The organism is Labrys sp. Lb11 (assembly GCF_057554225.1).
This window is the reverse complement of sequence record NZ_BAAJOT010000009.1, coordinates 271,457-292,517: the sequence shown is the minus strand read 5'-3', so window position 1 is coordinate 292,517 and position 21,061 is coordinate 271,457. Positions and strand designations below refer to the sequence as shown.

The 21,061-nt window shown below is 68.3% G+C and carries 18 protein-coding genes; 8 read left to right on the top strand and 10 right to left on the bottom strand.

Features of this window, described 5'->3' with window-relative positions:
- Positions 1-7: 7 nt before the first annotated feature.
- The 5 genes from AC27L4_RS30170 to aspS all read right to left on the bottom strand — a co-directional run bounded on the left by AC27L4_RS30170 (position 8) and on the right by aspS (position 5,269).
- Entirely contained in the window at positions 8-709 is a 702-nt protein-coding gene (locus AC27L4_RS30170) for a glycosyltransferase (protein WP_487146338.1), read from the bottom strand.
- A gap of 24 nt (positions 710-733) precedes the next feature.
- Entirely contained in the window at positions 734-1,468 is a 735-nt protein-coding gene (locus AC27L4_RS30165; protein WP_487146337.1) for a membrane-anchored protein, read from the bottom strand.
- A 67-nt stretch (positions 1,469-1,535) separates the two neighbouring features.
- Complete coding sequence (locus AC27L4_RS30160) at positions 1,536-2,585, bottom strand: glycosyltransferase (protein WP_487146336.1); 1,050 nt, start codon at positions 2,583-2,585, stop codon at positions 1,536-1,538.
- Positions 2,586-2,607: 22 nt separating this feature from the next.
- Positions 2,608-3,414 carry a glycosyltransferase family 2 protein gene (locus tag AC27L4_RS30155; protein WP_487146335.1) on the bottom strand — a complete coding sequence of 269 codons (807 nt, stop codon included), beginning with the start codon at positions 3,412-3,414 and terminating at the stop codon, positions 2,608-2,610.
- Positions 3,415-3,460: 46 nt separating this feature from the next.
- Positions 3,461-5,269, bottom strand: a complete 1,809-nt coding sequence (gene aspS / locus AC27L4_RS30150; protein WP_487146333.1) for an aspartate--tRNA ligase — start codon at positions 5,267-5,269, stop codon at positions 3,461-3,463.
- A 228-nt stretch (positions 5,270-5,497) separates the two neighbouring features.
- Between aspS and rnd the strand changes: the two genes are divergently transcribed.
- The 6 genes from rnd to AC27L4_RS30120 all read left to right on the top strand — a co-directional run bounded on the left by rnd (position 5,498) and on the right by AC27L4_RS30120 (position 11,231).
- Positions 5,498-6,649: a ribonuclease D gene (gene rnd / locus AC27L4_RS30145; RefSeq protein WP_487146332.1), complete on the top strand. Its 1,152-nt coding sequence runs from the start codon at positions 5,498-5,500 to the stop codon at positions 6,647-6,649.
- A gap of 72 nt (positions 6,650-6,721) precedes the next feature.
- Entirely contained in the window at positions 6,722-7,825 is a 1,104-nt protein-coding gene (locus tag AC27L4_RS30140) for a LacI family DNA-binding transcriptional regulator (RefSeq protein WP_487146331.1), read from the top strand.
- 135 nt (positions 7,826-7,960) lie between these two features.
- Complete coding sequence (locus tag AC27L4_RS30135) at positions 7,961-8,860, top strand: dihydrodipicolinate synthase family protein (RefSeq protein ID WP_487146330.1); 900 nt, start codon at positions 7,961-7,963, stop codon at positions 8,858-8,860.
- Positions 8,861-8,927: 67 nt separating this feature from the next.
- Positions 8,928-9,776, top strand: a complete 849-nt coding sequence (locus AC27L4_RS30130) for a substrate-binding periplasmic protein (RefSeq protein WP_487146329.1) — start codon at positions 8,928-8,930, stop codon at positions 9,774-9,776.
- A 61-nt stretch (positions 9,777-9,837) separates the two neighbouring features.
- Entirely contained in the window at positions 9,838-10,491 is a 654-nt protein-coding gene (locus AC27L4_RS30125) for an amino acid ABC transporter permease (RefSeq protein WP_487146327.1), read from the top strand.
- Positions 10,488-11,231: an amino acid ABC transporter ATP-binding protein gene (locus AC27L4_RS30120; RefSeq protein WP_487146325.1), complete on the top strand. Its 744-nt coding sequence runs from the start codon at positions 10,488-10,490 to the stop codon at positions 11,229-11,231. Before AC27L4_RS30125 ends, AC27L4_RS30120 begins: the two co-directional genes overlap by 4 nt.
- A 6-nt stretch (positions 11,232-11,237) precedes the next feature.
- Here AC27L4_RS30120 and AC27L4_RS30115 read toward each other — a convergent pair whose 3' ends face one another.
- Together AC27L4_RS30115 and AC27L4_RS30110 are read right to left on the bottom strand one after the other, a co-directional pair.
- Positions 11,238-12,782 carry a Ppx/GppA family phosphatase gene (locus AC27L4_RS30115; protein ID WP_487146324.1) on the bottom strand — a complete coding sequence of 515 codons (1,545 nt, stop codon included), beginning with the start codon at positions 12,780-12,782 and terminating at the stop codon, positions 11,238-11,240.
- 4 nt (positions 12,783-12,786) lie between these two features.
- Positions 12,787-15,030: an RNA degradosome polyphosphate kinase gene (locus AC27L4_RS30110; RefSeq protein ID WP_487146323.1), complete on the bottom strand. Its 2,244-nt coding sequence runs from the start codon at positions 15,028-15,030 to the stop codon at positions 12,787-12,789.
- 297 nt (positions 15,031-15,327) lie between these two features.
- Between AC27L4_RS30110 and AC27L4_RS30105 the strand changes: the two genes are divergently transcribed.
- On the top strand, positions 15,328-16,218 hold the full coding sequence (locus tag AC27L4_RS30105; protein ID WP_487146321.1) for a cation diffusion facilitator family transporter: 891 nt from the start codon (positions 15,328-15,330) through the stop codon (positions 16,216-16,218).
- 4 nt (positions 16,219-16,222) lie between these two features.
- On the opposite strand, the gene AC27L4_RS30100 is transcribed toward AC27L4_RS30105, so the two are convergent.
- From AC27L4_RS30100 to AC27L4_RS30090, 3 genes are read right to left on the bottom strand one after another with little or no spacing between them, the layout of a single operon-like run.
- Complete coding sequence (locus AC27L4_RS30100) at positions 16,223-16,927, bottom strand: AAA family ATPase (RefSeq protein WP_487146320.1); 705 nt, start codon at positions 16,925-16,927, stop codon at positions 16,223-16,225.
- Entirely contained in the window at positions 16,924-18,018 is a 1,095-nt protein-coding gene (locus AC27L4_RS30095) for an AI-2E family transporter (RefSeq protein ID WP_487146319.1), read from the bottom strand. Before AC27L4_RS30095 ends, AC27L4_RS30100 begins: the two co-directional genes overlap by 4 nt.
- A gap of 18 nt (positions 18,019-18,036) precedes the next feature.
- Positions 18,037-18,573 (bottom strand): CDP-alcohol phosphatidyltransferase family protein, encoded by a 537-nt coding sequence (locus tag AC27L4_RS30090; protein WP_487146318.1) that lies wholly within the window; start codon positions 18,571-18,573, stop codon positions 18,037-18,039.
- Positions 18,574-18,809: 236 nt separating this feature from the next.
- On the opposite strand from AC27L4_RS30090, the gene AC27L4_RS30085 reads away from it, so the two are divergent.
- A complete protein-coding gene (locus AC27L4_RS30085; RefSeq protein WP_487146317.1) occupies positions 18,810-21,041 on the top strand; it encodes a diguanylate cyclase in 2,232 nt (743 codons plus the stop codon).
- The last annotated feature ends 20 nt before the right edge of the window (positions 21,042-21,061 follow it).

Here is a 21,061-nt window from a genome sequence, read left to right as displayed (position 1 = left end):
GGGGCCGTCAGATCGGCTTGAAGTGCGGGTCCAGTTCCAGCGCCTTGCGGGTCCAGATCTCGCCGTACTCGACGTTCTGCCAGTCCTTGAACCAGGGCCCGCCATTCGTGAAATGCACGGCGTTCGGCGTGCCCGTGCCAGGTTTCTCGTTCCACCCCTCCAGCCAGTTCCAGGCCACCGGGATCTCGCCGATCTCGCTGTCCGCCGCCCACTGCATGCGATGGAGATAGGCGCCGCTCTCGCGGTTGATCACCTCCGGCGTCAGCTTGCGGGTCGAGGGATGGCCGCAGTTGAACAGCATGAACGAGGACCAGTTCTTGCGAGGATAGGAGGCCTGAATCTTGCCGTCCATCTTCAGCCCGTCCTTGGGCCTGTAGTCATGGTGGACGCAGGCGACCGCCTTTGTCTCGTCCCGATACTTCAGCAGGTCGGCCACGTCCGCGAAGAACAGGAAGTCGCAATCGCAGAACAGCGACCAGCCCTTGAAGCCGCTGAGCCAGGGCGTGAAGAAGCGGGAATAGGTGAACTCGGTCGATGCCAGCGGATCGACGGCCCGGGTATAGGCCCCCTTCTCCACCAGTTCGGCGAGGCGGATCGGGATGACGCGCACGGGGATGCTGGCGTGCTCCAGAATCGTGGCCTTGGCGACATCGTAGGCGATCGGCTCGCGAGAATCCCAGCCGATATAGACATCAAGTGCGTTTTCCATCCGAACCGTCTCTCAATCCGCGCCTCAACCGTCGGCGTGCTTGCCAAGCCATTGCGGCAAACCGAGGGATCGCGCAACCTCCGGATCGGCGGTGAACAGCGGAAAGCCGCTGTCCCGGATCGCCAGGAGGATCTCCTTGTCCTTCTGGACATGCTGACGCGCCAGGTTTGCGTCGTTGTAGACGTGGCCCTTCGAATTCGGGTTGATGCCGGAAATGACGACACTGCGGGCGCCGTTGTGGATCGCATAGAGCACGCCGGTGATGCCGTTGGAGAACTGCATGCCCTTCTCCGCTTCCGGATTGATCCGCCCCATCACGCTGGCGTGCAGCGCCATGCGCTCGAACCGATCGACGATGCTCAGGCGGTCATATCGATAGTTGAACTCCGCCAGCAGGCGTTCCAGCTTCTCGCGCCCGTCCTTCCACAGGAGCAGGTAGAGCAGGCCGGTACGCTCGCCGTCGAGCACCCGCCGGATCGCCACCGCGTTGGTGTTGAGGCCTTCGATCTGGTTGTTCTGGATGAAGGTGACGTGCGGCGCGGCGATGCCCCATTTCTTCGTGGTGGCCTGCGCGCCGTTGATGGTGATGACGCAGAAGCTCTCGTCGAAGCCTTCCGGAAGATGGGCGACCGGGGCCGAGCCGACGACGAGGACAGGCCCCGTGAACAACGCGGGGTGAACCGGCGCCTTCGGGCGCCTCACGGCGTAGAGCAGCCGGCGCAGCACGTCCTTCTTGAAGTCGCGTAGCCCTGCCAGCATCCCTCTCTCCCGATAGGCCCGCTCCACCGAAGCGCGGCCGTTGCATGATCCGACCGACGATGAACAATCACGCGGCGGAAACGCAATCTCTCCGCCGAGCCTCCTGGAAACGCGCGATCACGCCGGACAGCATCGGTGCGATCACATCGGGGCCATAGGTGGCATCGATGTGCCGGCGGCCGGCCTGTCCCAGCCTGATCGCCAACGGCTCGTCATCGATCAGCCGCCGGATCGCGGCACCGGTCGCCTCCGGATCCTCGGCCGGGACGACGAGGGCGACCTCGTGCGTCCGGACGATGTCACGCGTTCCCGCCGTATCGGAGACGACCGTCGGTACGCCGCCGGCCAGCGCCTCGATCAGGGTCAGGCCGAACGGCTCCACGCGCGATGGCATGGCATAGACGTCGATGGTGTCGAAGAAACCCGCCACGTCCGACACCCAGCCGGCGAAGGAGACCCGGTCCGCCAGTCCGAGCTGCCGGGCGAGGCTGCGCAGGCTCGCGAGCTCCGGGCCCTCGCCGGCGATCGTCAGGCGCCAGTCGCAGCCGGCGAGCGCAGGCCCGGCCAGGGCGCGGATCAGGATATCGAAGCCCTTGTTGCGGTGCAGCCGCCCGATGGCGCCGATGACGAGCGGCGTCCGGCGCGGCGGCCGCTCGGCGCCGGCCTCGATGTCGAGGGCGTTCGGCACGACCTCGACGGGGACCTTGCCGAATCGGTCCCGGACTGCGGCGGCGATGTCGGTGGAGACGACGATCATGCCGTCCATCCTGCGGATGGCCCTCTTCAGCCGGAAATTGTGCTGCACGCCGATGCGCACGACCCCATCCAGGCGGGCCGCATAGGCCTGCGCCCGGTTGGAATGCGCCAGGATCAGGTCGGGCCGGGCGGTGCGCACATAGGCGCGCAGGGCAGCGGTCAGCCGCGGATCATAGGCCGAGAACGGGGCGGCTGGAATGAAATCGGCCCCCTCCGGCAGCAACGCGCGCACCCACCCCTGCGGGTGTCCGATCGTCGTCACCTCATGGCCCTGCGCCGCGAGCATGCGATGGTACACGGCTGCCATGCGCTCGACGCCGCCCCGCCGGTAGCCGAGCATCATGTTGAAGATCCTGGCCACGGCGAGCTACCCGTTGCGACGATCACGAGCGATCGGCATCGGCGCTCCTGTTTTCCATCAGGATCATCTCGTACATCTTCACGTCGCGCAGCCAGCGCCCGAAAGCGAACACGCCGGCCAGGGCAACGCCGTAGATGCCCGCCCGCCACAGCTGCTTCATCACGAACGGCTTGAGGAAGTAGAAGGGCAGGCCGAACAGGACGCGCAGCGCCACCGTCACCCGCGACTTCCTGCCGCCTTCCCGGGCCCGGACCGTGCTGGTGCGGTTGAGCTTCTCGACGATATGGCCGAGGTCGCGGTAGGAGTAGTGCAGCAGGCTTCCCTTCACGCGGCCGACGGCCGTGCCGGCCGGAACCTCCAACTGGTCCCAGGCCTTGTGCTCGGGTATCCGCATCACCCGGCGGTCGTACAGCTTGCGTCGGTCGGCGAGCCAGAAGTCGTACCAGGGCTCGCCGAGCGGCGGCACGGTGACGAGGCACATCTCGTAGACCGGAAGCTGCGGACCGGAGCCTCCGGCGAACAGGGCCCGGATCGAAGCCGCCAGATCCGGCGCCACCACTTCGTCCGCGTCGAGATCGAGCAGCCAGTCGTGGCTGCAACGCTCTTCGGCTGCGCGCTTCTGGAAGCCGTTGCCGAGCCAGGGCTGGCGGAAGACGCGGGCGCCGAGGGATTCGGCGATCTCGATCGTGCGATCGGTCGAGCCGGAATCGACGATGACGACCTCGGACGCCACCGCCTGCGCCGCCCGGATGCAGCGCGCTATCGTCCGCTCCTCGTTGAGGGTGCGGACATAGCAGGAGATCGGCAGCGGCCCGGCGTCTGAGGCCATGTCACGCTCCACGGCTGCGCCGTCCGTCGGTCGACGGCCGGACACGTCAATCGACAGTCCGGACGTGCAGCTCGCGCAGCTGCTTCGGCGTCGCCGGCGTCGGAGCGCCCATCAGGATGTCCTCGGCGCGCTGGTTCATCGGGAACAGGGCGACCTCGCGCAGGTTCTGCTCGCCCGCCAGCAGCATGATGATGCGGTCGACGCCGGCCGCCATGCCGCCATGCGGCGGCGCGCCGTACTGGAAGGCGCGGTACATGCCGCCGAAGCGTTCGATCACCGTCTCCTCGCTGTGGCCGGCGATCTCGAACGCCTTCACCATCGCGTCGGGACGATGGTTGCGGATGCCGCCGGAGGCGATCTCGAAGCCGTTGCAGGCGATGTCGTACTGGAAGGCCTTCAGCGTCAGGGGATCCTGCGTCTGCAGCGCCTCCAGCCCACCCTGCGGCATGGAGAAGGGATTGTGCGAGAAGTCGATCTTCTTCTCGTCCTCGTTCCACTCGTACATCGGGAAGTCGACGATCCAGGCCAGCTCGAAACGATCCTCGTCGACGAGCTTGAGGTCCGTGCCGATCTTGGTCCTGGCAAGGCCCGCGAACTTCACGAACTTGTCCGGGTTGCCGGCGACGAAGAACGCGGCATCGCCCGCCTTCAGTCCGAGCTGGACGCGGATCGCCTCGGCCCGCTCCGGGCCGATGTTGTTGGCGATCGGCCCGCGCGCGCCGACGCCCGTGGCCCCCGGCTCGGCGGCCTGGACGGTCTCGTCCGCGGCACGGTCGAAATAGAGAATGTAGCCCAGGCCCGGCTGGCCCTCGCTCTGCGCCCAGCTGTTCATGCGGTCGCAGAAGGTGCGCTGCCCGCCGGTCGGTCCGGGGATCGCCCAGATGCGGTTGGCCGGGTCTTCGAGCAGGCGCGCGAACACCTTGAAGTTCGAGCCGCGGAAATGCTCGGACACGTCCTGGATCACCAGCGGGTTGCGCAGGTCTGGCTTGTCTGTGCCGTACTTGGCCAGGGCCTCGGCATAGGGGATGCGCGGCCAGTTCCTGGTCACCGGCTTGCCCTTGGCGAACTCCTCGAACAGGCCGGTGATCACCGGCTCGAGAGTCGAGAACACGTCGTCCTGGGTGACGAAGCTCATCTCGATGTCGAGCTGGTAGAACTCGCCAGGCAGGCGGTCGGCGCGCGGATCCTCGTCGCGGAAGCAGGGCGCTATCTGGAAGTAGCGGTCGAAGCCGGCCATCATCAGGAGCTGCTTGTACTGCTGCGGCGCCTGCGGCAGGGCGTAGAACTTGCCGGGATGGATGCGCGAGGGCACCAGGAAGTCGCGCGCGCCTTCCGGCGAGGAGGCGGTGAGGATCGGCGTCTGGAACTCGTTGAAGCCGGCCTGCTTCATGCGGGTGCGCATGGAGTCCACCACCCTGCTGCGCAGCATGATGTTGCCGTGGATGCGCTCGCGCCGGAGGTCGAGGAAGCGGTACTTCAGCCGCGTCTCCTCCGGATAGTCCTGCTCGCCGAACACCGGCAGCGGCAGCTCCAGCGCCTGGCCGAGCACCTCGATCTCGCTGACATAGACCTCCACCAGGCCCGTCGGCATCTCCCGGTTCTCCGTGCCCTCCGGGCGCAGGCGCAGCTTGCCGTCGAGTCGCACCACCCACTCCGAGCGCAGCTTCTCGGCCTGGTGGAAGGCCGGCGAATCCGGGTCGACCACGCATTGCGTCAGCCCGTAATGGTCGCGCAGGTCGATGAACAGCACGCCGCCATGGTCGCGGATGCGGTGGCACCAGCCGGAGAGCCGCACCTGCTGCCCGACATGGTCGGGGCGCAGCTCGGCGCAGGTATGGGAACGGTAGCGATGCATCGGGGCGTCTTTCAAGGACTGCGAGGATTTGCCGGGCCATAGACCCCAAGCATCCGGTATCGTCAAGGTTCGGCATGACGAGGGGGTGCCGGACCGTCACCGATTCGCGCGCCTTCCGGCGCTTCCGCTCCCCGTTCCGCCCGCTTTGCGCCAGCGGGAGGCGCCCCGCCCTTGCCTCGCGGCCCCGCCTGTCCGATAAGCACAAGTCCGCCGCAATCCGTTCATGCAATGACCTCCATCATCACCACGACCGACGATCTCGCTGCAGCCTGTGCCCGTCTGGCGCGGCATCCGTTCGTAACGGTCGACACCGAGTTCCTGCGCGAGACGACGTTCTGGCCCAAGCTGTGCGTCGTCCAGGTGGCGAGCCCCGCGGAGGCCGTGGTCATCGACGCGCTGGCGGAGGGGCTCGACCTGGAACCGCTCAACGAGCTCCTGCGCAACGAAGCGGTGCTGAAGGTCTATCATGCCGCGCGCCAGGACATCGAGATCGTCTGGCACATGGCCAAGTTCATCCCTTCGCCCGTGTTCGACACGCAGGTCGCCGCCATGGTGCTGGGCTATGGCGACAGCATCGCCTATGACCAGCTGGTGCAGCGCCTGACCGGCGCCCACATCGACAAGTCCTCGCGCTTCACCGACTGGGCCCGGCGCCCGTTGAGCGAGGCCCAGATCACCTATGCCGTCTCGGACGTGACTCATCTGCGCGAGGTCTACACCAAGCTCGCGGCGCAGTTGGAGAAGCGCAAGCGCGCTCATTGGATGCAGGACGAAATGGCCGTCCTCACCTCGCCCGAGACCTATCGCCAGCCGCCCGAGGAGGCCTGGAAGCGCATCGGCGGACGCATCCGCAAGCCGCGCGACCTCGCCATCCTGATCGAGGTCTCCGCCTGGCGCGAACGCGAGGCGCAGACCAAGAATGTGCCGCGTTCGCGCGTGCTCAAGGACGACGCCATCGTCGAGATCGCGCTGCAGGCCCCCGACACGCCGGATAAGCTGGCCTCGATCCGGATGATCCCGAAGGGCTGGGAGCGCTCGCGCAGCGGCCTGGAGCTGATCGACGCGGTCAAGGCCGGCATGGCCCGCGACCCCGCGACCCTGCCGGCCAAGGCGCCGCCCCGCATCGCCGCCAATGGCGCCGGCGCCACGGTGGAGCTTCTGAAGGTCCTGCTCAAGATGGTGTCGGAGAAGCAGGGCGTCGCCGCCAAGGTGATCGCCACCACCGACGATCTCGATCTGATCGCCGACAGCGACAAGGCCGACGTGCCGGCCCTGCACGGCTGGCGACGCGAGCTGTTCGGCGAGAAGGCCCTCGCCCTCAAGCACGGCAAGCTGGCGCTGGCGATCGAGAAGGGCAAGGTCACCGCGATCGAGCGGTGAGTCCCCCTGCCCGGCTCCGACGAACCGGGCCGCGCTCCCCTCGTCCGAAGGAACGGTTTCTCTCATCGCAGCATGAAGCCACCAAGACCCAGAGCGCCTCGATCCCTTCGCCCTGCCGCTGCCGGCCAACCCGACGCGGCTGTTTCCGAGCCTTTGCCGCCGCGCCGCCCCACGGTCGCCGATGTGGCGCGGGCAGCCGCGGTCTCCTCGATGACGGTCTCCAACGTCGTGAACGGCCGCTTCGGGTCGATGACCAAGGAGACCCGCGAGACCGTCGAGCGCGCCATCCGCGAGCTCGGCTACCGCCCGCACGCCAGCGGCCGCAGCCTGAAATTCTCCAAGCGTTTCTCGATCGGCATGGTGGTGGTCGACGAATCGCCGACCTTCCTGGCCGATCCCTTCATCACCCACCTCGTCGCCGGCCTGAGCAACTTCCTCAACCAGCGCGACTATGGCCTGGTGGTGCAGGGCATGAGTGCGGCGCAGCTGCAGCACTCCGCCCTGATGAAACGGCATGAAACGGACGCGCTCTGCGTCTTCCTCTCCGGCCCCCCCGCACTGCGCCGGCGCCTGATCGAGCATTTCGCCACGCTGGGCCAGCCCGTCGTGGTGGTGCAGGAGCCGGTGCCGGACGAGCCGCACCTGCGCTCGGTCCGGCAGGACGACTTCGGCGGCGCCCGGGCCCTGGCCGGTCACATGCTGCAGCGCGGAGCCGGCAGCATCATCTTCCTAGCCCCGAAAGCCGCCTGGCCGGCGATCGAGCAACGCATCGCCGGCGCCCACGCCGCCATGACGGAGGCCGGGCTGGGCGAGCGCTTCAAGGTCGTCGTCTGCGGCGACGGCGGCTTCACGGCGACGCAAGCCGCCCTGGCCGCCGAGGTCGGACGCAACGGCTGGCCCGCGGCGCTGATGGGCGGCAATGACCAGATGGGCATCGCCGCGCTGAAATGGGCCGCCGGGCAGGGCCGCCAGGTGCCGCGGGACCTCCTGGTGAGCGGCTTCAATGCCTTCGATGCCTGGCAATACACCGATCCGGTGCTGACCACGGTGGTCTCGCCGGCCTACGCCATGGGCGCGCGCGCCGGCGACATCATCCTGGAAACGCTGCGCGGCAACCCGCCGGCGGCCCGCGAATGCCTGCTGCCCGTGACCGTGCAGGTCGGCGGCTCGACCTGAAGGCCGCCCTTCCCCGGCGCGCCGGGCTCCGGCGGCCTTGCCGCCCCGACCGTCCGCTCTTTCCGCCCTGCCGGGGACTTGCCAATCCAGATTAAGCCGGGTAGCGTTTGTTTAACGATAAATAAGGAGGTTGCCTTGCCCGAAACCCGGTCCGGCTTTCACGGCATCTACCCGATGATCTATGCCTTTTTCGACGACGGCGGCGGCCTGGTGAAGGCTCCCGTCGTGGCGTCGGTGGAGGCGATGATCCGCCACGGCGTGCATGGTCTCGCCGTGCTCGGGCTTGCGTCCGAGGTCAACAAGCTGTCGCGAGACAATCGACTGTCTCTGCTCGAATGGGTCAGCGCCGCCAATGCCCGCCGCGTGCCGCTGAGCGTCACCGTGGCCGAGAACAGCGTCGCCGGGCAGATCGAGTTCGCCCGCATGGCCAAGGAGCACGGCGCCGACTGGCTGGTGCTGCAGCCCCCGCCGGTGTCGCATATCGAGGAGAGCCAGCTCCTCGCCTTCTTCAGCGCGGTGATCGACAAGGTCGACCTGCCGGTCGGCATCCAGAACGCCCCGCAATATCTCGGCATCGGCCTCTCCAATGCCGGCCTGCGCGAGCTGGCCCGCCGCCACGCCAATTTCCGTGTCGCGAAGACCGAGGGCAGCGCCGTCGCCATCGCCCGGCTGGTCGAGGAGACAGAGGGACTGTTCGATGTGTTCAACGGCCGCGGCGGCTATGAGACGCCGGACGTGCTGCGCGCCGGCGCCGCGGGCATCATCCCGGGCAGCGAGAGCTTCGACCTCTTCGCCAGGATCTACGACGCCATGCGCGCCGGCCGCGAGGATGAGGCCGAGCGGCATTACCGCGAGGTGCTGCCGCTGATCGTCTTCCTGGAGGAGAGCATCGACCACCTCGTCACCTACGGCAAGCGCGTCCTCGCCCATCGCCTCGGCATCGAGGCCGGCGGCGCCCCCCTGCCCTCCACCGTCTGCACCCCCTTCGGTCTCGCGGCGGCCCGCCGCTTCGCCGACGCGCTCCCCAAGTTCTGAGCGCCGGGGCGCCGGACGCAGCGCCCGGCGCCCGCCATCCGACCATCCACAACAAGGGAACAACGACATGACCGGCACTTTCACGCGCCGCGCCTTCAACACCGCCCTCGCCGGCATCGCCGGCGCCGCTCTTGCCGGCGGCCCGGCCCGGGCGGAGGACGATCTCCTGGCCCAGATCAAGAAGCGCGGCTACATGCGCGTCGGCACCTTCAGCATCCCGCCGGAAGCCTGGATCGACATCGAGAGCGGTGCGTGGAAAGGCATCGACGCCGACTTCACGACCGCCATCGCCAAGGCGATCGGCGTCGAGGTCGATCCGGTGGTGCTCGTCCACGCCGCGTTGGCGCCGGCGCTGGAAGCCAATCGTGTCGACGTCATCGCCGGCCTCTACCGCACGCCCGAACGCGAAAAGGTCATGGCCTACAACAAGGTGCCGTTCTGGTACGGCATGGATGTGCTCATCACCCGCCGCGAGGGCGGCATCGACAAGGTCGAGGATCTCAAGGGCAAGGTCATCGGCACGGTGCGCGGCTCGGCCCAGGAGCTGGAGGCCGTCGAGCTCCAGAAGCGCTTCGGCGTCGCCGACATCCGCAAGTTCGACGCAGCCGATCCGATGCTGCTCGACCTCAAGGCCGGCCGGCTGGACGCGGCGATCTGGTGGGGCTTCACCTTCGACTATGCCGTGCAGAAGAACCCGAGCTACGATTTCAAGGTCGTCGAATACCTGCCGCCGGAGTACCTCGGCAGCGACAAGCTGCCCGCCACCCATTACGTCTTCGCCAAGACCGGCACGGCATCGCTGATCGAGGCCTTCGACACGGAGATCCGGCGCATGCAGCAGGCCGGCGAGGACAAGAAGATCATGGAGAGCTACGGCCTCACCAATCCCGGCTATATCACCGGCTCGATGAAGTGATGCCGACGGCGGAGGCCGCCGGATGGCCTCCGCCCCACATTCGCCCGGAGCAGTTCCGCCCATGGCGGCCTATCTCGAACTCGTCCAGCAATACTTCCCCTACATCCTGCGCGGAGCCGTCGTAACGTTGGAGCTGACGGCCCTGGCCCTGATCGCCAGCGTCGGCCTCGGCCTGCTGACCGCGTTGGCCCGCATGAGCCCCCAGCGCTGGCTGCGCGCACTGGCCGGTATCTACATCGAGCTGATCCGCGCCACTCCCGCGCTGCTGCAGCTCTTCATCATCTATTTCGGCCTGACCGCCTTCAACATCCGCCTCGACCCGTTCACGGCCGCGGTGCTGACCCTCGGCCTGATCGGCGGCGCCTATGCCGCGGAGGTGTTCCGCGCCGGCATCGAGGCTGTCGACCGAGGCCAGTACGAGGCTGCCCGCAGCCTCGGCATGCCGGCGGCGCTGGCCATGCGGCGCGTCATCCTGCCCCAGGCCGCGGTGCTGATCCTGCCGCCCTTCACCAACTTCGTCATCGCCATGATCAAGGACACCTCGCTCGCCCTGACGATTGCGGTTCCGGAGGTCATGTACCGGTCGTACGATGCCGCCAGCCAGTCCTTCCGCAGCCTGGAGATCTATTCGATGGCCGGCATCATCTATGTGGCGATCTGCCTGCCGCTGTCGCAGCTGGCCAAGGCGCTCGAGCGTCGGAGGGCGCCGCGATGACCGAGATCCTGCGCATCGAGGGCCTGCGCATGGCCTTCGGCAAGCATGAGGTCCTGCGCGGCGTCGACCTCGCCGTCAACGAGGGCGAGAGCATCGCCATCATCGGGCCGAGCGGCTCGGGCAAGAGCACCCTGCTGCGCTGCCTCAACCGCCTGGAGACCCCGACCGGCGGGCGCATGGTGTTCGAGGGACGCGACTTCACGCCGCAGACCGACATCAACGCCATGCGCGCCCGCATGGGCATGGTGTTCCAGCACTTCAACCTGTTCCCGCACATGACCGTGCTCGGCAACGTCATCGAGGCGCCGGTGCATGTGCGCAGGGTGCCGCGCGAGGCGGCCGTGGCCGAGGCCCGCCGGCTTCTGGCCAAGGTCGGGCTGGCCGAGCGGGCCGAGGCCTACCCCGCCCAGCTCTCGGGCGGCCAGAAGCAGCGCGTCGCCATCGCCCGGTGCCTCGCCATGCAGCCGCGCCTGCTGCTGCTCGACGAGGTCACGTCCGCGCTCGATCCGGAATTGGTCGGCGAGGTGCTGGCGGTGATCCGCAATCTCGCCCGCCAGGGCATGACCATGCTGATCGTCACCCATGAGATGAGCTTTGCCCGCGACGTCGCCGACCGCGTCATCTTCATGGACGGCGGCGTGATCGTCGAGGAAGGGCCGCCGGCCCGGATCTTCAGCAATCCGGGCAATGATCGTCTGCGCCGCTTCCTGCGGGCGGTGCTGGAGCGCGAGGCGGTCTGATCCAGCCTACTCGGCCGCCTCCTGCATCGTCGCGATCCGCACCAGCGGCTCGCGGCCGATCAGCTTGCCCAGCGCTTTCATCCGGCTGGCGAGGCGGTCGCCTGCCAGCCCCTCCAGATCCGCCGGCAGGTCGAGCACCATACGGCCGCGCTCGACATGCAGCGGCGCCCGCGGCAGGACGCCAGGCATCGAGGCGGAGAGGATGTAGCCTACCCGCATCATCGCGCCGAGGATGCGGGCCCGGTCGAGGATGCGCGTGGTCGCGACCTCGCGGATGCGCGGCGACAATTCATCGTCGCCGAGCCCGACATGGCGGAAAAAGTTGGCCAGGGACACATAGGCCCGGCCGTGATGGTCGATGCCGACGAAGGCGGCATTCGCGATGATGTTGAGGCTCTGCTCGCCGCGATAGTCGGGATGGGCCCGCCAGCCGATGTCGGCGACCAGGCAGGCGGCATGGCGCAGCCGCTTCTCCTCCGCCGTCTCTTCGATGCCGGACGAGGCCATGAATCGACTGCTCCAGGCCGACAGCTCCTCGCCGTGGCGCGGCGAGCGCGAGCGCAGGATGTTGAGCTCGCTTGCGGCGGCGATCAGCGGATCCTGCCGGCGCGTCTCCTCGTCCAGCAGAGTGTAGAGCAGGCCCTCGCGCACGCCCATGGCGGAGATGACGATGTCCCTGGGCCTGCCGACGCGGATGATCTCGGCCAGCACCGCCGCGCCATAGGCGAGCAGCGGCAGGCGGGCGGCGGACACCGTCTCCTTTCCGACCAGCGTTTCGGAATCGACCCGGGTCACCAGCCGGCAGAAATCCAGCATGTCGCGCGCCGGCACGGTGTAGCCGTGCATGACGTGCAGGGGATAGCCGTGCTGGCTCATGTACAGCTTGGCAAGCGAGCGCCAGGTGCCGCCGACGGCGTAGAACGACCTGTCCTTGAGCTTTTCGAGCGGCTCGGCCTTGGCCAGGGCCGTCTTGATGATCTTTTCGGCGTTGCGCAGCGACTGGCCGGACTCGTCCTGCAGCGCAAGGCCGCCGAGCCGCGTGGTCACGCCGCCGCCGACGCGGTGCATGTGGACGTCGATCAGCTCCAGCGAGCCGCCGCCCATGTCGCCCACCACGCCGTCCGGCCGGTGGAAGCCCGATACCACGCCATAGGCCGAAAGCTTGGCCTCGCGCTTGCCGGACAGCACCTCGATGCTGCAGCGGCAGACCGCCTCGGCCTGCTCGATGAAGGCGTCGCCGTCCAGGGCATCGCGCGCGGCGGCGGTGGCGAGCACGTAGAGCCGCTCGACGCCCATGGTGTCGCACAGGGTGCGAAAGCGGCGCAGGGCGTTGATCGCCTTGGCCACCGCGCCCTTGTCGAGATAGCCGGTGATCGCCACCGACTTGCCCAAGCCGCACATGGCCTTCTCGTTGAAGATCGCCGTGGGGCTGCGGGTCAGCCCCTCATAGACGACCAGGCGCACCGAGTTGGAGCCGATGTCGATGGTGGCGATCGGCGGCCCCTGGCAGATCCGTCCCTGGGCAAAATCCGGATGCCCCGGCTTCACCACGTCTCTAGCCTCGCTTGAGCAGGCTGCGAGGCGAGCTGTGCTTGAGTGATTTTCCACGGCCGGACAGACTCGGATTGGTCATGAAATATTCGTGGGCGTTGAAGATTTCCTCGCCCGCGGCCGGGACTATGCGTTGGGAGAGACCGTCCGGCAAGATCCGCCAGCTCTGTTGATTGTCGATAAGATTGGCAACCATGATCTGGTCCAGGATCTGCTCATGCACGGTAGGGTTGAGGATCGGGCAGAGCGCCTCGACCCGGCGGTCGAGGTTGCGCTGCATCAGGTCGGCCGAGGAAATATAGACGGCGGCCTTGGGGTGCGGCAGTCCGTGGCCGGCGCCGAAGGCGTAGATGCGGCCATGCTCCAGGAAGCGCCCGACGATCGACTTGACGCGGATGTTCTCCGACAGGCCGGGCACGCCGGGCCTGAGGCAGCAGATGCCGCGCACCACGCAGTCGATCTGCACGCCGGCGCGGCTCGCCTCGTAGAGCGCGTCGATGATCACGGGGTCGACCAGCGAGTTGCACTTGCACCAGATCGCCGCCGGGCGGCCGGCCTTGGCATGCTCGATCTCTTCCTGGATATGGGCCAGCAGGCGCTTCTTCAGCGACACCGGCGAGACCGCCATGCGCTCCAGCTCGGCCGGCTCGGCATAGCCGGTGATGTAGTTGAAGATGCGCGCCACGTCGCGGCCGATCACCGGGTCGGCGGTGAAGAAGGCGAGGTCGGTGTAGATCTTCGCCGTGATCGGGTGGTAGTTGCCGGTGCCGACATGGCAGTAGGACACCAACTGGCCCATCTCCCGCCGCACCACCATCGACAGCTTGGCGTGGGTCTTCAGCTCGACGAAACCGAACACAACCTGAACGCCGGCGCGCTCGAGGTCGCGGGCCCAGCGGATGTTGGCCTCCTCGTCGAAGCGCGCCTTGAGCTCGACCAGCGCCGTCACCGACTTGCCGGCCTCGGCCGCCTCGGCCAGGGCCTTGACGATCGGGCTGTTGGAGGAGGTGCGGTAGAGGGTCTGCTTGATGGCGACGACGTTGGGGTCGCGGGCCGCCTGCTGCAGGAACTGCACCACCACGTCGAAGGACTCGTAGGGGTGGTGGACGACGATGTCCTTCTGGCGGATGGCGGCGAAGGCGTCGGTGCCGTGGTCGCGCACCCGCTCGGGGAAGCGCGGCGTGTAGGGCGTGAACTTCAGGTCCGGCCGGTCGAGCGCCACCAGCTGCGACAATTCGTTGAGGCCGAGCATGCCGGCGACGCGGAAGATCGCTTCTTCGCTGACGTCGAGTTCCTCGGCGACGAACTGGCGGATGGCGTCGGACATGGCCGCATCGATCTCGAGGCGGATGACGATGCCGCGTCGGCGCTGCTTCAGCGCCGTCTCGAACTCCAGCACCAGGTCTTCGGCCTCTTCTTCGATCTCGATGTCGGAATCACGCACGAGACGGAAGCTGCCCTGCCCCTTGACGGTATAGCCGGGGAAGAGCTTGCCGATGAACATCACCGCCACGTTCTCCAGCGCGATGAAGCGGGCGGCCCCGGTCTCGGCGAAGTCGGGCAGGCGGATGAAGCGCTCGACCTTGTTGGGCACGCGAATCAGGGCGTTGAGGCCGCGACCGTCGCCGATCCGGGCGAGTTGCAGGGCGATGGTGAAGCCCAGATTGGGGATGAACGGGAAGGGGTGCGCCGGATCGACCGCCAGCGGCGTCAGGATCGGGAAGACATGGCCGAGGAAATACTCGTCCAGCCAGGCCCGCTCATGCTTGCTGAGATCGGCCGGCTCGGCCAGGACGATGCCTTCGAGCAGCAGTTCGTCGCGCAGCTGCGTCCATCGCTTCTGCTGGTCGCTGGCCAGGCGCGAGACCCCCTCGGATATCCGGGCGATCTGCTCGGCCGGCGTCAGCCCGTCCGGGCTCTTGACGGCTACGCCTTCGCGGATCTGGCCGACCAGGCCGGCGACGCGCACCATGAAGAACTCGTCGAGATTGCTGGCCGAGATCGACAGGAACCGCAGTTGCTCCAGCAGCGGATGGCTCTTGTTGGAGGCCTCCTCCAGGACGCGGCGGTTGAACTGCAGCCAGGACAGCTCGCGGTTGATGAAGCGCTCGGGCAGTTGCGAGAGCGGCAGCGCCTCCCTCGCCGGCGGGGCGGCGGGAGCCTCCGCCGCCGGCGTTTCGATCTCGACGGCGCGCATCGCCGTCGCCACTCCCGCAGCCTTCGCCGCCGCCCTGCCTTTTTCCGTCATCACCGACTCCCGAAACACGTCGCGGCGTTGAATACGACGCAATTGCGACGTCCATGTATCAGAGCACCGCGCCCTGCCGGCGGCAACCTGCGCAGGCGCCGCGCGCCCTCCCTCCGGCGGATTCCGGCCGCGCTCCCTGGTTCGAAAACAACTTGCACAACCTGCAAATGCGAACCGTTCTTACTTGCAAAGATAGCGATTGCGCCTCCGGAACAACATGAGTAACCCTGCCGTTTCATGACAGGGACGCGCTTTTGCTTGCGCCTGTCCCTGCAGCTGGAAGCGACGGATGGCGCCATGAACCGGACCCTGAAACTCGCGCTCGGCAGCATCGCCGTCGGGCTCGCGGTCCTGGGCCTGAAATATGTGGCCTATCTGGTGACGGGCAGCGTGGCGCTCTATTCGGACGCCGTCGAGAGCATCACCAATGTGGCGACGGCGGTCGCCGCCTTCTTCGCCGTCCGGCTCGCGGCCATGCCCGCCGACGCCAACCATCCCTACGGGCATCACAAGGCCGAGTATCTCTCGGCCGTGCTCGGCGGCGTGCTGATCATCGCGGCGGCGTTCGCCATCATCCACCAGGCCTGGGCGACCTTCCTCAATCCGAGGCCGCTGGACGCCCCGGTCGCCGGCCTGCTCGTCAACGGCCTCGCCAGCGTCGTCAACGTCGCGTGGTGCGCCGTGCTGTTCCGCTACGGCCGGCTCTGGCGCTCGCCCGCCCTGGTCGCGGACGCCCAGCACCTGTGGACGGATGTCCTCACCTCGGGCGGCGTCCTCGTCGGCGTCGGGCTGGCGGCGGTCACGGGATGGCTGGTGCTCGACCCGCTGCTGGCCACTCTCGTCAGCCTCAACGTCATCTGGTCGGGCTGGACGCTGATGCGCGAGTCGATCGGCGGCCTGATGGATGCGGCGGTGCCGCCGGACGTGGCGGGGCGGGTGCGCGACACCATCGCCGCCCATTCGAAGGGGGCGCTCGAAGCCCACGACGTCAGGACCCGTCTCGCCGGGCGCGTCACCTTCGTCGACTTCCACCTGGTCGTGCCGGGTGCCATGAGCGTAACCGAGTCCCATGCCATCTGCGACCGGATCGAGGCGGCCCTGCGCCGCGAGATCGACGGCATCGTCGTCACCATCCACGTCGAGCCCGAGCAGAAGGCCAAGCACGGCGACCGCGTCGCCTTCGTCTGAGCCCTCAGGGAGCGTCATCACCGGCCGGCGGCGAGCCTGCCGCGGCCGCCAGCACGTCACCCGCCATGGCCCGGGTGATGCGTCGCCCGCGCGACAGAGCCTCCCGGTCGAGCCCGGCCACCACCGCCCGCGCCGCGTCGAAGGACCGCTCGATATGCCGGGCGAGGTAGTCGATGACGCCGGTGTCGACCACCAGTTGGCGATCGACGAACAGCTTGACCAGCAGCGAGCGCAGCAGCGCATCGTCGGGCGGCTCGATCGCCACCGTCGGCAGGGCCCGCAGCCGCGACAGAAGGTCCGGAATCGTCAATCCCCAGCGGCCGGGCCGGTCGCCGGCGGTGATCAGCAGCGCCGCGCCGGACTCGCGGGCGAGGTTGAGGAGATGGAACAGCGCCGTCTCGCGGTCGCCGATACGGTCGGCGTTCTCCAGGGCGAGCGCCCCGCCGGCCAGCAGCGCCGGCACGTCGAGTTCCGTCAGCGCCGAGGCCTCCGCCGTCACGGCGCCGGATGCCTCGGCCCAGATCGCGGCGAGATGGGTCTTGCCCGAGCCGGGCGGGCCGACCAGGAGGGCGCGCCGCTCCGGCCAGTCCGGCCATGCCTCCACCAGCCGATAGGCGGCGTCGTTGGAGGCGGAGACCAGGAAATCCTCAAGACCCTGGGCCGGCGTCGTCGGCAGGTCGAGCGGGAGCTGCCGGGCGGGCGGCCTCACTCGCCCGCCTCCCGGTCGTCGTGCGCAGCCGCCGGCACGCCGGTATAGAATGCGCTGCGCAGATACTGGGAGAGCGCGAAGCGCACGAGCACACCGATGGCTGCGGCCACCGGCACGGCCACCAGCAGGCCGACGAACCCGAACAGCGAACCGGCCGCCAGCAGCGCGAACATCAGCCAGACCGGGTGGAGGCCGACCGAGCCGCCGACCAGCCTGGGCGACAGCACGTTGCCTTCCAGGAACTGGCCGATGCCGAACACCACGGCGACCAGCAGCGGCAGGTGCCAGTTCGGCCAGGCCTGCACCAGCGCCACGCCCATCGCCACCACGAAGCCCAGGATCGAGCCGACATAGGGGATGAACGAGGCGAATCCGGCGCACAGGCCGATCAGGAAGCCGAAGCTGAGGCCGACCACGCTGAGGCCGGTGCCGTAGAACAGGCCCAGCAGCAGGCACACCGTCGCCTGCCCGCGCAGGAAGCCGGCGATGGCCCGGTCGATGTCGCGCGCGATGGTTCGGATCGTCTCGACCTGATGGCGTGGCAGCCAGCTGTCGACCCTGGCGATCATGTGGTCCCAGTCGAGCAGGAGGTAGAAGGCGACCACCGGCGTGATCACCAGCATGCTGATGACACCGAAGATCGCCTGCCCTCCCGACCAGATCGAGGCCATGAAGCCGCCGAGGATGGACGCACCCTGCCCGACCGAATCCGACAACAATTTCTGGATGTCGGGCAGCCGATCGCCGATCAGCGTGCCGAGCCAGCCGCTGTTGAGGTTGGCCAGGGTCGACTGCAGCGCCGAGATATAGGCCGGGATCCGTGCCCGGAAGCCGGCGAGCTGGTCGACCAGGATCGGCACCAGCAGCAGCAGCGCCATGACGAAGACCATGACGAAGACCAGCATGATCACGCTGGTCGCAGCCCAGCGCGGCAGGCCCAGGTGCTCCAGGCGGCGTGCCACCGGATCGAGGAAATAGGCCAGCACGATCCCGGCGACGAAGGGCAGCAGCACGCTGCTCAGCACCCACAGCAGCAGGACCAGCACGGCAAGCGCGCCGATCCAGAACGCAATCTGGCGCTGAAGGGACATCGCGCTACTCCGGGTGCCTCAGGTCGCCATATGGCGCAGCCACTGCCGCAGATAGGGGACGGTGGAAGCGATGGTCAAGGCCGCGACCGCCAACGCTCCCGCCGTCACCACGCCGGGCAGGTCGAAGCCGAAGCCCTTCAGGAACAGCACCACGGCGGCGAAAGCGATCTGCACGGCGGTGTTGAGCTTCGACAGCATGGAGGGAGCGATCGCCACGGGCTTGTCCATGACCCGTGCCACCAGCACGGCGCCGATGATCATCAGATCGCGGAACACCACCAGGATCACCAGCCAGAACGGCAGGCCGCCGACCGCACCGAGCGACACGAAGATCGACATCAGGAGCGCCTTGTCGGCCAGGGGGTCGAGCGTCGCCCCCAGCTCGGTGCGCTGGTCGAAGCGCTTGGCGATGAAGCCGTCCACTCCGTCGGAGGCTCCGGCGGCGACGAACACCCAGAAGGCCCAGCGCCATTCGCCCGAGGCGATGCACCACACCACCACCGGCGCCAGGCAGAAGCGGAAGATGGTGATCAGGTTCGGGACGGTGACGGGCATGGCGGACCAGCGGCTTCGAGCCCCGGGATCATAGCGGTTCTCGCCCGCGCGCCCAAACGGCAGCCGCCGCACGCGGCCGATCCGGTGCGCGATCGGAACCAAATGCTCCATGGCGGGGCCGGCCCATGCCCCGCATCGCCGGGGCGCCCGGACGCCGTCGTCCCCGGCTCGTCGTCACTACGTATTTATCTCCGGCGCCGATGCCGCTAGTTTCCGGGCCGTCCGGAATCGATCCTTTGCGTATCAAGGCGCACCTCGTCGCGACCATCGTGCTGGCCACCGCGCTCATCGGCGCCGTGGGCGGCGTGGCGATCTATGTCGAATCGAAGCTGACGCGATCCGTCGCCGTGACCGAGGCGACCAGCGTCGCCCGCCAGCTCGGCCTGTCCATCACCTTCAAGGCGCCCGACGCGCCGGCATCGCTGCTGCGACGACCCGAGGCGCTGCAAGCCTTCGTGGCCGACCATCACCGCGGCTCGAACCGCGACTTCGTCGTGGTCGACCGCGATCGCGTCATCCTGGCCGATATTCCCGACGAGAGGAGCAATGTCGGCACCGTCTTCAACCATGACGCCGGCGGCGAGGTGGCCAAGACGATCGCCGACGGCCTCCCCCGCAGCTTCGTCGAGAGGAGCACCGACGTTGCCGGCCAGGCCAACCTCGTCGTCGTCCCGGTCGGCGAGCATTCGGGCTCGTATGACGGCGCGGTGATCTTCGAGTACACCTCGCTGCTCCGCGACGCGGAACGGAGCGTCAACGACTTCCTATGGCTGATCGGCTTCACCGCCTGTGTCGGCGTGATCATCGCGGCCTTGTCGGCGACGGTGCTGCTGCGACGATTCAACGCCGGCCTGCGGCGCCTGACCGAGGGTATCCGCTCGCTGGCGAACGGCAGGGGCGGAACGCGCATCGAGCCGATCTCGGCCGATGAGTTCGGCGATCTCGCCAAGGGCTTCAACGCGATGGCCGGCGAGCTGGAGACGTCGCGGGCCAATCTGGTCGAGCAGAAGACCTTCGTGGAAGACATCGTCCACACCGCCGCCGAAGGCATCGCCGTGATCGACGGCGAGGGCCGCGTCGGCATGGTCAACCCCGCCGCGGCGCGGATGCTCGGCCGGCGTGCCGACCGCATTGCCGGGCAGGACTGGCGGGCCGTGGTCGACATGCGCAGCCATGCCGGCACCGGCCTGCCGGAGGGCGCTTCGCCGGTCGAGATGGCGGTCGCCACCGGTCAGCGCCATCAGGGCGAGATGCGCCTGATGCGCCCGGACGGCTCACACCTGCCGGTCATCGTCAGTTGCAGCCCGCTGAGCCGGCCGGACGCCGGCGCGGTGCTGACCTTCAGCGACATCAGCGCCCTGCACCAGGCCGAGCGCTCGGTGAACGAGCGGGCCGAGGAGCTTGCTGCCCTCAATCGCGAACTGCGGGCAAATTCCGAGGCGACGGCCCGGCTGGTCAAGCTCGGCGAGCTGCTTCAGGCCTGCGTCACCTATGACGAGGCCTTTGCCGTGGTGGGTGCCGCCATGCCCGGCTTCTTCCCCGCCCTCAGCGGCAACCTGCATCTGACCAGCGCCTCGCGCAACCTGGTAGAGGAGATGGCGCAATGGGGTGCCCGGCGCTCCAGCGCCGCCCATTTCGCGCCGGAGGACTGCTGGGCGCTGCGACGCGGCCAGGAGCACGTGTTCGCCACCGGCCGCCTCACACCACGCTGCAGCCATGTCGCCGACGAGGGCGTGGCGGCCTATGTCTGCATGCCGCTGGCCGCCCAGGGCGAGACGCTCGGCATCCTGCACATGTGCCGCTCGGACGGGGCCGACACCACCGACTGGCTGGCTGAGCAAGGCCAGATCCTGCGTGGCGTCGCCGACACCATCGCCCTGGCGCTGGCCAATCTGCGGCTGCGCGAGACGCTGCGCCAGCAGTCGATCCGCGACCCCAGCACCGGCCTGTTCAACCGCCGATACCTGGAGGAAACAGGAGGGCGCGAACTTCGGCGCATGCAGCGCTCGGGCCAGCCGCTCGTCGTCATCATGCTCGATGTCGATCACTTCAAGCGCTTCAACGACACCTTCGGCCACGACGCCGGCGATCTCGTGCTGATGCATGTGGCGAGCGCGCTGCTCGACCATGCCCAGGAGTCGGACATCGCCTCGCGCTACGGCGGCGAGGAGTTCGCGCTCATCCTGCCGGGCGCCTCGCTGGCGGCCGGCATCGAGCGCGCCGAGCAGCTGCGCCAGACCGTCAAGCAGATCCATCTCACCCATCGCAGCCGCCGGCTCGGCTCCATCTCGATCTCGGTCGGCGTCGCCGCCGGCCCACAGGACGGCACGTCCTGGTCGGACCTCGTTCGGGCGGCCGACAGTGCCCTCTACCAGGCCAAGGCGAATGGGCGCGACCGGGTCGTGTCCAGCGCGGAGATCGTCGCGGCCGGTCCCGGCCTCGAATCCGAGTCCGGCTGGGCGACCTGACGCAGCGGCGGCTGCGGAAC